Annotated in this window: 13 protein-coding genes and 1 pseudogene; 4 read left to right on the forward strand and 10 right to left on the reverse strand. The window is 43.4% G+C overall.

Annotated features, from left to right (window positions below; genetic code table 11):
* Window positions 1-298 precede the first annotated feature (298 nt).
* Window positions 299-496, forward strand: a complete 198-nt coding sequence (locus ACYQ2C_RS08685; protein WP_460101643.1) for a hypothetical protein — start codon at window positions 299-301, stop codon at window positions 494-496.
* Window positions 497-997: 501 nt separating this feature from the next.
* Here ACYQ2C_RS08685 and ACYQ2C_RS08690 read toward each other — a convergent pair.
* From ACYQ2C_RS08690 to ACYQ2C_RS08700, 3 genes are read right to left on the reverse strand one after another with little or no spacing between them, the layout of a single operon-like run.
* Window positions 998-1279 (reverse strand): hypothetical protein, encoded by a 282-nt coding sequence (locus ACYQ2C_RS08690; RefSeq protein ID WP_460101645.1) that lies wholly within the window; start codon window positions 1277-1279, stop codon window positions 998-1000.
* A gap of 53 nt (window positions 1280-1332) precedes the next feature.
* Window positions 1333-3312 carry an RHS repeat domain-containing protein gene (locus tag ACYQ2C_RS08695; RefSeq protein ID WP_460101647.1) on the reverse strand — a complete coding sequence of 660 codons (1980 nt, stop codon included), beginning with the start codon at window positions 3310-3312 and terminating at the stop codon, window positions 1333-1335.
* Window positions 3194-3529: an RHS repeat domain-containing protein gene (locus ACYQ2C_RS08700; RefSeq protein ID WP_460101649.1), complete on the reverse strand. Its 336-nt coding sequence runs from the start codon at window positions 3527-3529 to the stop codon at window positions 3194-3196. Before ACYQ2C_RS08700 ends, ACYQ2C_RS08695 begins: the two co-directional genes overlap by 119 nt.
* Before the next feature lie 279 nt (window positions 3530-3808).
* Between ACYQ2C_RS08700 and ACYQ2C_RS08705 the strand changes: the two genes are divergently transcribed.
* Both ACYQ2C_RS08705 and nfi read left to right on the forward strand, forming a co-directional pair.
* Entirely contained in the window at window positions 3809-4180 is a 372-nt protein-coding gene (locus tag ACYQ2C_RS08705) for a hypothetical protein (RefSeq protein ID WP_460101651.1), read from the forward strand.
* Window positions 4181-4352: 172 nt separating this feature from the next.
* Window positions 4353-5054, forward strand: a pseudogene (gene nfi / locus ACYQ2C_RS08710) (deoxyribonuclease V).
* Here nfi and ACYQ2C_RS08715 read toward each other — a convergent pair.
* The 3 genes from ACYQ2C_RS08715 to ACYQ2C_RS08725 all read right to left on the reverse strand — a co-directional run bounded on the left by ACYQ2C_RS08715 (window position 5021) and on the right by ACYQ2C_RS08725 (window position 6834).
* Window positions 5021-5890, reverse strand: coding sequence for a hypothetical protein (locus ACYQ2C_RS08715; protein ID WP_460101653.1), 870 nt, complete (start codon window positions 5888-5890; stop codon window positions 5021-5023). The pseudogene nfi and the gene ACYQ2C_RS08715 sit on opposite strands and share 34 nt — an antisense overlap.
* On the reverse strand, window positions 5890-6336 hold the full coding sequence (locus ACYQ2C_RS08720) for a YwqJ-related putative deaminase (RefSeq protein ID WP_460101655.1): 447 nt from the start codon (window positions 6334-6336) through the stop codon (window positions 5890-5892). Before ACYQ2C_RS08720 ends, ACYQ2C_RS08715 begins: the two co-directional genes overlap by 1 nt.
* A 138-nt stretch (window positions 6337-6474) precedes the next feature.
* Window positions 6475-6834 carry a DUF6188 family protein gene (locus ACYQ2C_RS08725; protein ID WP_460101657.1) on the reverse strand — a complete coding sequence of 120 codons (360 nt, stop codon included), beginning with the start codon at window positions 6832-6834 and terminating at the stop codon, window positions 6475-6477.
* A gap of 200 nt (window positions 6835-7034) precedes the next feature.
* On the opposite strand from ACYQ2C_RS08725, the gene ACYQ2C_RS08730 reads away from it, so the two are divergent.
* Window positions 7035-7409, forward strand: a complete 375-nt coding sequence (locus ACYQ2C_RS08730) for a type II toxin-antitoxin system RelE/ParE family toxin (RefSeq protein WP_460101659.1) — start codon at window positions 7035-7037, stop codon at window positions 7407-7409.
* Window positions 7410-7438: 29 nt separating this feature from the next.
* On the opposite strand, the gene ACYQ2C_RS08735 is transcribed toward ACYQ2C_RS08730, so the two are convergent.
* The 4 genes from ACYQ2C_RS08735 to ACYQ2C_RS08750 all read right to left on the reverse strand — a co-directional run bounded on the left by ACYQ2C_RS08735 (window position 7439) and on the right by ACYQ2C_RS08750 (window position 14907).
* Window positions 7439-7645: a DUF4926 domain-containing protein gene (locus ACYQ2C_RS08735; RefSeq protein ID WP_460101661.1), complete on the reverse strand. Its 207-nt coding sequence runs from the start codon at window positions 7643-7645 to the stop codon at window positions 7439-7441.
* Between the two features lie 2 nt (window positions 7646-7647).
* The gene (locus ACYQ2C_RS08740) at window positions 7648-9492 is read right to left on the reverse strand and encodes an RHS repeat domain-containing protein (RefSeq protein ID WP_460101663.1); all 1845 of its coding nucleotides are present in this window, start codon (window positions 9490-9492) and stop codon (window positions 7648-7650) included.
* Between the two features lie 136 nt (window positions 9493-9628).
* Window positions 9629-10036: a hypothetical protein gene (locus tag ACYQ2C_RS08745; RefSeq protein WP_460052796.1), complete on the reverse strand. Its 408-nt coding sequence runs from the start codon at window positions 10034-10036 to the stop codon at window positions 9629-9631.
* A 5-nt stretch (window positions 10037-10041) separates the two neighbouring features.
* Complete coding sequence (locus ACYQ2C_RS08750) at window positions 10042-14907, reverse strand: RHS repeat-associated core domain-containing protein (RefSeq protein ID WP_460101665.1); 4866 nt, start codon at window positions 14905-14907, stop codon at window positions 10042-10044.
* Between the last annotated feature and the right edge of the window lie 247 nt (window positions 14908-15154).

A 15154-nucleotide genomic window follows, 5' to 3' on the forward strand; every position in this document is an offset into this window, starting at 1 on the left:
CGGTTTGGGTGCGTAAACCTAAACTTGTTGTAGCTGTGACACAGTATTTTCTCGCACCAAATGACGCGACTAAGAATGCAGCGGCATAGTACTGAGGTGTTTCACGAATGGGCTACAATATTAGACTTATCTATCCTGTGCAGAGCGGTGGCCTCTCAGCGTGCATTTTTGCAAAGTAGATGGGTGTGGTATGGAGGCCTGCATTCCATTGCTAATAAAAGCGGAGACACTTACTTATTTCCCTTTCACCCCAGATAACAATTATCTTCAGCAAAATATCCTGGAGCAGGTTGCGAGTGTGAATCAGCCGGCCGTAGGCATCGTAGGCGTTGCGGGTAACGCCACCTTCGGGGTTAGTTTCTTGGGTGATTTGGCCGCGATCGTTGTATTCGTATTGCAGCACATTGCCATTGCTGTCGATGGCTTTGGAGCGCTTATTGGCGTCGTCCCATTCAAATGGCCGATTGGCTTACCTGGGCCAAAGAAATCTTCGTAGATTTTAGGAGCTCAGCCTTGTCAGAGCGCATAGCGCTCGCCATCTTTACCTTTTAGGAGAAGCATGGTGTCCCTAACTTAAATGAAATTAATTGATAGAGCCATCTACTGCTGTTGAGTCGTCTGCATGTTAGCCTGTTTGCGGTGCTGAAAGTCAACATTATGGATGTCCTTTTATGTTTGCTTGCTGACGAGGGCGTTGGACCATGGGTAACCTCCAAGATTAATTGGTTTGAGAGGTTAGCTTCTTTATTGGGGGCTGTGTAGAGTGTGGTTGGATTGGCGCTTACAATATATTTAGGGTGGTTACACAGAATTGGTTACAGTCTCCGGTCATCAAAATCGACTTCTCGCACCAAGCGTTCGTTGCAGTCGTATTCTAATCTGTAACGTTCACCATTTTCGTTGATTAAACCAGTGAGATTAGAAATCTACTTTATTTTATGGATACGCTTTCAAACCTAGCTTTTATCCTTCCTTTTTATTTTTTGCATCATCGCAACTAACGGGTTAATTTAAATTTTATGATTTCAAAAGTATCTTTATTAATTATGACTTCCCCAACTCCACCTCCTAAAATAGGTTTTTTAAAAGGACGGGTAAATGTAACTATATAATTATCTTCAGTTTCATCGAATACAATCAGATACTCGCTTAGTTTCAACTTTGAATCAGAATTGTCAAGATGTTCCATAACCTTATTCCATACTAATAAATACTCTCCATGTATTTTTGTTCTAACTTTCTGCTCATCTAATTTTTCTAAATCAACGTTATTAGCCATTGAGAACCTACTGTTTATTATTAAAAAAACCATTAGAATGCCCCAAAATAGCTTCACAAGCTAAACCCACTTAACGTAGTTACTTTTTTAGAGATATGGTCATAATGCTTGAATTGGCCTTTTGGTGTTGCAACATACCCATCAATTTTAAAATAATCATAATATGGTATATCGCCGACCCATTCCTCATATTCTTCATCATAGTAATTTGAAAAATTTTCATTGTCATAGTCTGGATTATCTGCACCATGTGTATGCCAATAGGCAACAACAGATGTACCCTCTGGAACACTTTCAGTCCCTCCAGGGTCAACAGATCCTTCCTCATCTTTAATCGGGCCAGTGTAACCAAAAGTACCGTCATTATTTCTGTATATCATTCCTCCATATTCAATGTCTTCTGATATTGATTTTTTCAAAACTTGTGTAGATGCATGCCTAGCCGCATCATGTTGAGTCTTAAACCTCGGTAATAGCTTTTCCTTACACGCCAACCCAAATGGATCAACCCACTGTATTGGGTTGTTCGCATACTGATAATTATTCAACCCACCCAATAAGCCAATCGGGTCTTGTTGGGTAAATTGTCCGGTATTGGGGTTGTAGTATCTGTGGCGGTTGTAGTGCAGTCCTGTTTCTTGGTCGAAGTATTGTCCTTGGAAGCGTAGGTTGTTTTCGATTATTTCTACGGTTTTTAGGGCGAGGTTGCCGTAGGTTTTGTATTGGGCGCTCCATACAATGTCGCCACGATTGTTGGTGAGTTCTTGTGGCGTGCCTAGGTGATCGAGATGGTAATGGTAGATTTCGTTGTTTTGGATTTGCGCTAACGGTTTGAAGCTGTTGGGCTCAAAGACGTAGATTTTTGCGACTGCTGTTTTTTCTGTACTTTTTGATTCGTCTTTTTCTATGGTTTTTAAGCGTTGGGTTTCGCTTAACAGTACGTCGCCATTCCACAGAAATTGGGTTTCTGTGTCTGCACTGATTTTTTTGATTCTGCGGCCTAAGGCGTCGTATTGGTATTGGGTTTTAGTACCGCAATGATCAATTTCGATTAATTGGTTTTGCGCGTTGTAACGGAATTCAGTGATGAGTTTGCCGTTTTTGCCTCTCGCTTCTTTGATTAAATTTCCGCGTTGGTCGTAGGTGAAGTGTCTGTCACCTTGGAAGGCAAGGCGGTTGCCTTTGGTTTGTTGTTCCGCTTTTTGTTCGCGGGCTTTATCGAGTGAAACAATGTTGCTATTTGCAAATTCTTGAGAATTTTCTGTAGTTTGATTTGGATTTTGTTGAGCTTGCTCGGCTTTAGGCTGTTCGCTTTGCTGAATAAGGTTGTTGGCCGGATCGAAGTCGAATTGTTCGTTCACAAAGCCTTCGACTTGTTTTAGGCGATCAAGCGCGTCGTAAAAGTATTGAGTGCTGCCTTTGTTAAGGTCGTCGATACTCTCTAGATTACCCGCTTGGGTGTAGCGATAGTTGCGCTGGATAACGGCGTGTTTTTGCGCTTGGCTGAGTACGCGATGTTCCGACAAGCGGCCCATGGCGTCGTAGTCGTATTCGCTGGTGAGTTCGCCTTGTTTGCGTTCGGCAATTTGGCCTAATTTGTTGTGTTTTAGTTGGGTAATCAGTTGGTCGTTAAACGAGGCCGACTGTAATTGACCAATGTTATTAAACCGATACTTTAGGGTATCGCCACTGGGCAGTGTGGTTTGGGTGCGCAAACCTAAACTGTTGTAGCTATGGCGTAAAACCTGTTCGCCTTGGTGTTCTTCAATCAAACGACCGCTGGCGTTGTAGTGGAAACGCAGTTGTTGGGAGGCATTGTTGGCCTGAGCTAGACGACCATGCTTATCGTAGGCAAAGGTGGTTACTTCGCCATCGGGACTGAATTTTTCAAGTAAGCGACCCAACGCATCGCGTTTAAATTGGGTGGTGTTGAGCTTGGCTTGATGGCTGTTGTTGTGGTCGCCTTCGATGTGCGCGACTAAGAATCCAGCGGCGGCGTATTGAGTGGTATTCGGTAGTGCGGCCGCTGACATCGGTATAGCGAGTAAGCTGGTTGTTTTCGTTGTAGGCGAAACGGGTCACACCGCCGGTGTGGTCGATGGCGAGAGTGATGTTGCCGTTATCGTCGTAGCTGAATTCGCTGCCGTCGGGTTTGGCTTCTTGAATCAGTTGACCGCGATCGCTATATTCGTATTGCAGTACATTGCCATTGCTGTCGATAGATTTAGAGTGCTTTTGACGTCGTCCCATTCAAAACGATAATCGTAGCGGCCTTTATTGTCCCATTGGTGGGTATATTTTGCATCGGGAGCAAATTTGTCCCACCCAAAGTAATAGCGAATACCGGTTTTTAGGGCGTTCTTTTATATTAGGTGAATATCCTATATTGTGAGCTTCAATAACAATAAAATCAGTTTTATATTATTGTTACAATTATATTTAAGTGACAATAAATGAAGTCATTAAAGACCATATTAATATCGGAATCATTTTATTATCAATTACCCAAATTCGAAAAATTAATTTACCATGAATAAAAAATCGAAAAATTTAATATTATCGAAACTGCGTAGACCTGCGCTGTCTCATTCACCGTCAGGAAAGGCGGACGTTTTTTTCGGCGAAGACCAGCTGGCGAATATATTATGTATTAGCGAACACGGGATAGATTATACAAATAACGCGGAAGAAAAAAACAGTATCCGCTTTGACGAAATGGATACCAACTACAATCTACCAGATAAAATATATGTAGGACACAGAGCTCTTTTATCGTCCCCACCAACCATACAGTTCTTTGATGAAAAAAATACGCTCTTTGAATTTCAATCAAAAAAAACAGCACACGACTTAATAGAAGAACTATCTAGACTGAATATTTGGACTATAGATGTTGATTAGATGTTAGCAGAGGCTAAGCAATGGAGATACCGACTCACCAAATTCACGCCGTTTATGTTGAGACTGTGGGCCAGATGTCAGAAGAAGATCGGCACTTCATTCAATCGATTATCGTAGGCGTGATTTTGAAACGTACGGCCATTAGTCTTTCAGTAAGCTCAAGCAAATAGCAGTGGAACCTATCATTCATCACCCTTGGACTTTATCCGACGAAGAAGCTTTAAACCTGCAACAAGAGCTAGCAGCTAAAGTTGTAAAGACAGACCAAATTAATGAAGTAAAGCTGGTTGCTGGCGTTGATGTCGCCTACCAGAAGGACAACGATAGACTAGTTGCTGCTGTCGTTATACTTAACGCCGAGACATTGGAGATTATTGAAACATCAACCGCCTAAGACATTGAAAGCTTCCCCTATATACCGGGGCTATTTCCATTTCGGGAATTACCGCCATTAATTAAAGCGTTTGCAAAGCTTCAATACACACCGGATTTAGTTGTCTGTGATGGGCAGGGCCTTGCCCATCCACGGCGTTTTGGGCTTGACTGTCATTTGGGAGTGATTTTTGATGTGCCAACTATTGACTGTGGTAAAACACGATTACTCGGGGAGTATCAAGAACCAGAAACAACAAGAGGCGCGTTTGCCCCCCTTGTTGATAACGATGAAGTAATTGGCAACGTGCTAAGAACTAAGACCAGTATCAACCCAGTTTATATATCCATTGGCCATCGAATTTCGTTAACAACAGCGTGTGGATGGGTATTAAAGCTTGCGCCTAAATACCGCCTACCGGAAACAACTCGGCAAGCCGATCAAGCTGTTCGCAAAGCCTTAAGCCTTTATGCTAATACGACTCTATTGTACTCTATATAACACATTGGATATTTATTCTTAACCTCTCCTGCTGCCTCTGATAATTTATTAGCGTCGTCATCTATAAGAAGTTCTTGCAAATCATTCTGATCAACCAAATCAATAAGTCTCTGACCCTTCAACTCAGAACTATTAACATGGAGCTTTTTAAGCCCGCCAAATCCTTTCGTCGTTTCTAAGGCATCTAAAAATTGGTCATCCACTCCAGACCCAGCCAGATATAAATAAGAAGCCAACTCTAAATTACAAATATCAGAGCGCCTCTCTAAAAACCGAACTCTTATTTTCTCCTTCAAAAAAGGCACACGAGAGAAATAATCACCCTCAATTCTTACGCTCGTAATCAACCTATCTTCATTAAATCTAACATCCAGTTTAAAAGAATTCTTTTCAGATATTTTTACATACTGATAACTTCCATCCTTATTCCACCAAACATTTTGATATAGATTTTCATCAAGAATTTCCAAAGTGGCAATTTGTCCAGTATCGTACCAAGAAGCCTCATAACAAAGAATACCATCTCTATATAAAGCTTCACCAACACACTTATCACCATCAAAGTCATAAGCTAAGCCCGTAAATGCCTTATCATGGTAAAGATAAGGCTCCAGATCGTCTTCTGATTCTAATAAATCAGTATCAATAGATATCAACGGTACGGCATCAGGCAGAAATTCACATACATAACTTCCAACCTCTTCACCCTCATTGAATCGAGATACCTTTGCAATCACACCGCCTGATATAAAATATGCAATACCAGTAAACAGTGCCCCCTTATAATTAGCCACATCATCTAGATAACTCAGTTTGCTAGCTTTTACTCTGAGCATTAGTACTTCCTCCCAGTCAAAATATTAATAGGAGGCGACAGAATACTTCCACAGTTACTACAAGCGTCGAAGGCCAGACCTTGACCACCAGTTTTATCTGGGGCCAATCTAAACGTCGAAACCTGTACTTTGCTTAGATCAAAAGTATTTACATCAATTCCCTTTCTTGCAATTTGATTAAACACATCATTCGCAGCCTGAACCTCTGCATGTAATCCTGGAATACCTGCCGTAGTGGGGAATGATGATTTGGAGCCAATGTGATTGAGAATTAATTTCTCTGTCATAGGGTTTAAAGGATTATTTGATTGCCCAAACATAACTCTTACTTCAGACATAAATACATCCTTATCAACAATCGTGAAGTTTTTCCCATCTACTTGTAGCCCAGGAAATTCTGGGATTTTAGCTTGAAGATTTTCAAACCTTCTGCTTTTAATTCCCAACTCAGCAACTCCGGCTCTCGATGTAGCGGCCAGCTTTTTCAGTTGATTCTTCGATAGTGTATTAATTTGATGGTTAGCTTCTAACTCAACTGTTTCATTTAACTACCTTCCAAACAATTTACTGTTTGGAACATTAAATTACACAACTATTTCATGGTCACCCATCGTAACAGTAAAAGACTCTTCATCTTCGTTACTATCAATAATAGATAACTGAAAGCCATCAGAGAAAACCAAATTTAGTTCACCATTAACTTCAGTTTGAATGGTTTCAATAGTTCTGCCAAGCAAACAGGCCAAGTGCCCTGTGTGCTCAGGGCTATCACATGAAATCTCAATTACAGAACCATCAGGATACTCAAGACGAAACACACACTCTGCGGAAATAATAAGTTGGTCTGTAAAATTCAATATTAATTGATAAAGGCCGATACAAAGTTGTAACAACTCTTTACCGATCATAAATTTAAAATTAACCGCTTTGTCTATACCGTACATGTGAAAACCTTCAACTAGGTGGTAATTCAATATGAGTTTCGTGTTTAAGGCCAGGTTTCCCAGTAGATGGGTTAATCGGTTGCCCGTGAGAGTTATATTGCCGCCAATACCCGTTCGGGTATTGTTTAGTTGGTGGTATCACGCGAATAGTATTCGCATTTCCTTCAGTGCCTGGTTTTCTGTAAACGGTTCCTCCCTTAGTGCCAGGAACAGCTTCATACCCGTCTGGAACCTTCGGTTTCTGTGCAGGGTTGGTCAAAGGCTTGAAGTTCTTAGCAGGTTTTGGCCCCTTTGCAACAAAGCCTGCCCGGGCAGACTTAAAACACATCCATGATTTTATAGCTGAGGATTCCAAGCACTACGCCAAAAAGGTCGCCCAGGAGATCCGAGAAAAAACCAACATCCTCGACCGCTTCCCTAACATTGGCAAGATGGTGCCTGAAGTAAATAAACCTGAGGTGCAAGAACTGCACATTTATTCCTATCGGATCATGTACGAAGTCAAAGGTGACAACCGCTACGTGCTGGCCGTGATCCATCAGCGGCAGAACTTTGCAGCTAAGGATTTGCCATAAAGAAAAGCCCGCGAGTGCGGGCTTTAGCATCAAGGACGACTAGATTCAAATTCAGACTGAAGTACTAAATTACTGCCAGAAACAGTTAACACTTCCAGCGTATCTTTCTGACTATCAACAAACTCTACTTCGTAGTCATCACCATCAAAACACAACAATACTGTACCAAGACAGCCAGACCTGACTTTTTCTGAAAGATCTACTTTGGCAATTACAACATCATACTCATTGAACATAATTATTTCTTCGTTGGTATACCTGTAACGAGCCTTACTGCACCGTCATTATTTCGTATCCAGCTAAACTTGACATCGATCACTCGCCCATTAGCTCCGGTTATAGGGATGATTTGGTCAAACTTCTGCCCATGCTGTGTTAACGCTCCTTTAACAGCGGACTTTTCGTTAAATACAATCTGCTTGGCCAAATCATTGGCATTTCCTTGACCAAACCCTAGTGCCTCATCAAACCATTTCGCCTTACTACCGCCAACAGGGTGATCTTTATTTAAGAGATATTTCGCGAGTTTATCGTCTACGCTAGTCTGAGTTACACTCTTTGCAACAACCTCTGGCTCAGTGTTGTTACCTACCTTCCTAACCAACTCTCCATTTTCATCTAATATTCTCACATCTGAAGATGGTGTCTTAGTTGCCCCGTGATTCCATTTGGTTGGATCTGTACCATCCTCCTCCAACATTAATTTTGTTTCGTGTTTTATACCTGAAATTAATTCGTTATCTAAATGGCCCGTCAGCTCCATGGCGACCATAGTGTGGTGACCTTCAACAATTACATTATCTGCTGCAATCATTGGATAATTCAGGGAAGCGTTAGGATCATTAAGGTCTCGAATTTTTTCTTGTATTGCTCCGCTATGCTTACTCACATTTTTGTTGGAGCCTTTTATGTAGACATAGTCTTGACCAAAAAATAACCCTTTAGCTTCAATAGATTTGATAGCTTGAGCTATGTCATCAGGTGTTACGGCTACAATAGCATTAGCTTGTCTATTTGGATCTTCTTTTTCCGCAGTCAACCCAAACGGATCAATCCACCCAACCGGATTAGGTGCGTACTGATAGTTATTTAATCCTCCCAATAACCCAATCGGGTCTTGTTGGGTAAATTGCCCAGTGTTGGGGTTGTAGTATCTGTGGCGGTTGTAGTGTAAGCCGGTTTCTTGGTCGAAGTATTGGCCTTGGAAGCGTAGGTTGTTTTCGATTGTTTCTACGGTTTTTAAAGCGAGGTTACCGTAGGTTTTGTATTGGACGCTCCATACGATGCTGTCGTCGTTGGCGGTCAGTTCTTGGGGTGTGCCTAGGTGATCTAGGTGGTAATGGTAGATTTCGTTGTTTTGGATTTGCGCCAGCGGTTTGAAGCTGTTGGGCTCAAAGACGTAGATTTTTGCGTTTAATAATTCTTTTTGTTCTGCGTTCTTCTCATACTGGGTTTCGCTTAACAGTACGTCGCCATTCCACAGAAATTGGGTTTCTGTATCTACACTGATTTTTTTGGTTCTGCGACCTAAGGCGTCGTATTGGTATCGGGTTTTAGTACCGCAATGATCAATTTCGATTAATTGGTTTTGGGCGTTGTAGGTAAAGCTTGTGACTAACTTGCCGTTTTTGCCTCTCGCCTCTTTGATTAAATTTCCGCGTTGGTCGTAGGTGAAGTGTCTGTCACCTTGAAAGGCGAGGCGGTTGCCTTTGGTTTGGTTTTCGGCTTTTTGTTCGCGGGCTTTATCGAGTGAAACAACGTTGCTGTTTGCAAATTCTTGAGCACTTTCTGTGGTTTGATTGGAGTTTTCTTTGGCTCGATTTGGGTTTTGTTGAGCTTGCTCAGCTTTGGGCTGTTCGCTTTGTTGGATAAGGTTATTCGCCGGATCGAAGTCGAATTGTTCGTTCACAAAGCCTTCGACTTGTTTTAGGCGATCAAGCGCGTCGTAAAAGTATTGGGTGCTGCCTTTGTTAAGGTCGTCGATACTCTCTAAATTACCCGCTTGCGGGTAGCGATAGTTGCGCTGGATAACGGCGTGTTTTTGCGCTTGGCTAAGTACGCGATGTTCCGACGAGCGGCCCATGGCGTCGTATCGGTATTCGGTTTTAATACCGTAATTATCACCTTTTCATATTTGTTGTTATGTTATATTTTTTTCCCATTTTACTTCATTGAAGAAATTAGTAATTGAATAGCATGCTACTTTCCTTTGTCAGCACTCAACCTTGTTTTTTCGGTACCTCTACCACACCTTTTTTATATTCATCTAATACCGAAAAAAATTCAGGAAAAATATCTAATAAGCATTTTTCACAAATCGAAACCAATCCTTCATCAAGCTGATCGAAAATACCCTCATATATCGCTTCCTCTTCATCAAAATCCTCATCTTGTTCAAACTTTCGAAGTTGCGGATCGAAATAGATAGTGGCTTTATTTTGCATACCTATCTTTTCAGCACAGTCTTTACATAGAAGGTAAGTAATATAACTCGTGCCTACCTGTGACAGCTCTTCCAGCACTAATCTAAACTCTAATAACTTCAGATCACAAACACTTTGCTTTATATGAATACACGCAGGAATATGGTTTATTTTACCGTGCTGTCTACACAACCATTGAGCCATATCAACTAACCTTTCGAGTCATAAGATTTAGATTCCTTTTCGATACTTTTCATGTATCTTCTTGTAGATAAGCCTACAGGTGAGGTTTTCGGAGCTGGTTTACCTCCGGCATTCAATACATCAAAAACATGAGTCAAGCAGCTTTGTGTTTCCACGCAATACATAGGTGTATCAAGCCTATCAGGATCATAGCCAGCACGATCCAAAGCGCCATAACCTTGATCCACCAGGTCGCGTTGATATTTTTGAGATGCTTCAGCGTCAGCTAATTTTACTTTATATACGGCAAGAAGAGGCATTTCTGCGTCAAGAGGGTTGAACTCCATATCTAGAGTTCTTTCTCCTTCACTTCCTATCTGCTCTGTACCAAACTTTTTTCCATCAAATTCGGTAACAATTGTGAAATGAGGGCTAGTTGGCCCCTCATAATGATAGATATATGCGAAGCCTTCCTTACAGGTCAAACCAAAAGGATCAATCCACCCAATCGGATTCGGCGCATATTGGTAGTTATTTAATCCTCCCAATAACCCAACGGGGTCTTGTTGGGTAAATTGCCCAGTGTTGGGGTTGTAGTATCTGTGGCGGTTGTAGTGTAAGCCTGTTTCTTGGTCGAAGTATTGGCCTTGGAACCGTATATTGTTTTCGATTGTTTCTACGGTTTTTAAGGCGAGGTTACCGTAGGTTTTGTATTGGGCGCTCCATACGATGCTGCCGTCGTTGGCGGTAAGTTCTTGTGGTGTACCTAGGTGATCTAGGTGGTAGTGATAAATCTCTTTGTTTTGGATTTGCGCTAATGGTTTGAAGCTGTTGGGCTCAAAGACGTAGATTTTTGCGTTTAATAATTCTTTTTGTTCTGCGTTCTTCCCATACTGGGTTTCGCTTAATAGTACATCGCCATTCCACAGAAATTGAGTTTCTGTGTCTGCACTGATTTTTTTGATTCTGCGGCCTAAGGCGTCGTATTGGTACCGGGTTTTAGTACCGCAGTTGTCAATTTCGATTAATTGGTTTTGGGCGTTGTAGGTAAAGCTTGTGACTAACTTGCCGTTTTTGCCTCTCGCTTCTTTGATTAAGTTACCGCGTGAGTCGTAGGTGAAGTGTCTATCACCTTGGAAGGCGAGGCGGTTGCCTTTAGCTTGTTTTTCCGCTTTTTGTTCTCGGGCTTTATCCAGAGATACGACGTTGTTGTTTGCAAATTCTTGGGCACTTTCTGTGGCTTGATTTGGATTTTGTTGAGCCTGCTCAGCTTTGGGTTGTTCGCTCTGCTGGATAAGGTTGTTGGCTGGATCGAAGTCGAATTGTTCGTTAACAAAGCCTTCGACTTGTTTTAAGCGATCAAGCGCATCGTAAAAGTATTGGGTGCTGCCTTTGTTGAGGTCGTCGATACTCTCTAGATTACCCGCCTGGGTGTAACGATAGTTGCGCTGGATAACGGCGTGTTTTTGCGCTTGGCTGAGTACGCGATGTTCCGACAAGCGGCCCATGGCGTCGTAGTCGTATTCGCTGGTGAGTTCGCCTTGTTTACGCTCGGCAATTTGGCCTAAATTATTGTGTTTTAGCTTAGTAATCAGTTGGTCGTTAAATGAGGCCGACTGTAATTGACCAATGTTATTAAACCGATACTTTAGGGTATCGCCACTGGGCAGTACGGTTTGGGTGCGTAAACCTAAACTGTTGTAGCTATGGCGTAAAACCTGTTCGCCTTGGTGTTCTTCAATCAAACGGCCGCTGGCGTTGTAATGGAAACGCAGTTGTTGCGAGGCGTTGTTGGCTTGGGCTAAACGACCATGCTTATCGTAGGCAAAGGTGGTTACTTCGCCATCGGGACTGAGTTTTTCAAGTAAGCGACCCAACGCATCGCGTTTAAATTGGGTGGTGTTGAGCTTGGCTTGATGACTGTTGTTGTGGTCGCCTTCGATGTGCGCGACTAAGAATCCAGCGGCATCGTATTGATAGGCTTGTACGCGGCCATCAAAGCCAATTTCTTTGGTAAGGCGTTCGTTGCCGTCGTATTCCAGCTGGTAGCGTTCGCCGTTTTCGTTAATCAGGCCGGTAAGATTGCGTTCTTTGTCGTATTCGTAATGCAGTTCGGCACCGTTGGGCAGTACTTTTTTAACCACCTGAGCAAGGCCATCATAGTGGTATTCGGTACTTCTACCGCTGACATCGGTGTAACGGGTAAGCTGGTTGTTTTCGTTGTAGGCGAAACGGGTCACACCACCGGTGTGGTCGATGGCGAGAATGACGTTGCCGTTATCGTCGTAGCGGTATTGTTGAGTGCCTAAAGGTGCTGCAACGCGGGTGATGTTACCGAGGTTATCGTAGTTGTAGCTGACTTCGCTGCCGTCGGGTTTGGTTTCTTGGATCAGTTGACCGAGAGCGTTCCAGCGGAGTTCTTGGCTGATGGATTCGCCATCAAAGCCGTGACGAATGATCTTGGTTGGGAAGCCACGTTGGTCGTATTGGTATTCGGTTTTGTTGCCTTCGGCGTCTTGCTGTTCGATCAATAAACCATTGTCACTGTAGCTGCGGTGGAAGACAATTTGATCGTTAACAACCAGCTTTATAACTTGATCGTTTTCGTTGTAGGTGAGCTTTTGGGTATTGCCCAAGGCATCAACGGTTTCAATGAGGTTACCGTTGTCGTCGTATCGATATTGAGTAGCGTCGCCGTTGGGATTGCGGGTGTGAATCAGCCGGCCGTAGGCATCGTAGGCGTTGCGGGTAACGCCACCTTCGGGGTTGGTTTCTTGGGTGATTTGGCCGCGATCGTTGTATTCGTATTGCAGCACATTGCCATTGCTGTCGATGGCTTTGGAGCGCTTATTGGCGTCGTCCCATTCAAAGCGATAGTCGTAACGACCTTTATCACCCCACTGGCGGGTACATTTGGCATCGGGAGCAAACTTGTCCCATTCAAAGTAAAAACTAAAACCGGTTTTTAGGGTGCGCTTGGTAACAATGTGGTTGGTGTATTCGAACTTTTCCGCGTGGTCGTTACCGTCCACAATGGCTATCAAATCACCGTGCTCATCGTACTGATAGCGAACGAGAGTTCGTGATGTCTCTGTAGATTCTGATTCTTGAGATGAAGACACCAGATCAATGGCGGTGATTAAGCCTTGACCGTTGTAGGTAAACGCTAATTGTTGGCCAGTTGTTGACGAGATTGAAATCAGTTTACGACGCAGATCGCTGTCGTAGTTGAAGGTCAAGGCGTTGCCAAGGGTATCCACCCAGCGGCTGATTTTTTTACGCGAACCAATGCCTTCGAAGAATTTTTGTGGATGACCTTTCTTTTGCAGCAGGTAGCCGTTTTCGAAGCGCGTTAAACGCAAGCCTTCGGCTTTGTTGTGTGTGGTCTCGCCCAGTTTAGGTCTTGGAATAACCACGTAAAGCCCTTCGCCGGTGGTAAAGCGAATGCGTTTATCGTCGAGTTCAAACAGATTTTCGCAAGCAGGATGTCCCCAACCGAAACCCAGAGTGCGGTTGCGAGGGTTGGTGGTGCGGTAGGTCCGCGTCCAAGCCAGCGGAATGGGGCCACGTAAAACGAAGTCTTGTTGTTGCAACAGCTCTTCGCCGGTGACCATGCTAATGGGTTCACCGTTGGTGCAGGTATTGGCAGCATCTGGCGAGCAGGTTTTGGTATCCGTTTCGCCAGACTTTCCGTCGTCTGCTTGGTTAGAAGACTCATCAGCCTTGCTACTGCCGTCACCGGAGGCCTTCTTAGGCGCATCGGTCTCGACGGTCTCGGATGTGGTTAAATCAGAAAGCGTGCCCTTGTTGACTTTGGCATTGGCTTCTTGCTCTAGCTTTTTGCGGCGCTGGATTACTTTTACGTAGTCCATCACCAAATCACCCACTTTTTGGAAGTTCTTCATGTAGCGAACTTTGCTGCCCAAAGAAGCTACCGCCCCGGCACCTGCGGTTACTGCCGCTAAAACTACGGTGAGAATGATTTCAAAGACGCCGCCACCGGCCATTTCGGTTAATTCAAGCGAATGCTGGGCAGCCGCGTAGTCTTTGGCAAATTTATAGAAAATACTGCGCAAGCCGGAATCGTTATAAATAAGCGTGGCAACTTCAAGTGCCATATCGAACTGTTCGGCAGTCAACGCAGAAGGATCAAACCCCAATACATCGACGATTTCTTTTTTTGCCCCAGTAAGATAGGTGTTATTGGCTTTTTCGAGAGATTCCCAGCTGAGTTCGCCTTGCTCAATTAATGACCCTGTAATCACCACGGCCTGACGGACTGGGTTTACATAGGCGGCAACCTCGGCAACATCCTTAGCCCATATAGCTAAACCTTTGCCCGCTTCGTATAGGCCGTCACCTAATGCACCAGAATAAGTTTTTGTTTTCTCCCACCAGCCCTGTTTGCTGAGTTTAGCTTCTATCGCTGCCGCTTCGCGTTTTTCTTCGGCAATGATTTTTTGCAGGGCTTGGCGAATTTGCACCTTTAAATTCGCACTGCGTTCTTCGTTTTCGTAATTATTAAGTGGCGCCGCATTAACAACGATACGTTTACTTAAAAATGCCAGAAATAGTGCTTTACCCATGCGATCTTCAATACCCAAGCGAACAACATGGATATTAATATCTTCGGCTCGGGCGGTAGGATTGAATGAGGGACGAGAAACACCATTACCGGTAGGGAATTGTTTTTGCTCAACAAACGGGTCGATAGGCTTGCCGGGCCCAAAAAAACCTTCGTAGATTTTCTTTCTGGCAGCGGCATCAAAGTTATCTAAAATAGCTTTGGCTTCTTGAGCGGTTGGCCCGCCTGTGATTGGTGTGGAGGTACCTAACCCTGGTAAGAGCAAAAAGCGCTCGCCATCTTTACCTTTTACGTGCAGGTTAAACATGGTGTCCCTAACTTAAATGAAATTAATTGATAGAGCCATCAGTAACAGGAAACCACATACACACTCTAAAGTTGAGTGTGGCGGTGTCGGGTGCTCTGTATTGCTCAATTCTTTCTGCTAATTTAATAAACAATAACGCAACAAACAAATATGAATATGTTTATTTTTAACCTAAACAACTTCTTTAAACATTGGCAGATAGCAAATTTGTGATGCAGGGCTAAGGATAGTCTCAAGACTTACATCA

The sequence above is a fragment of the Sessilibacter sp. MAH3 genome (assembly GCF_054658275.1).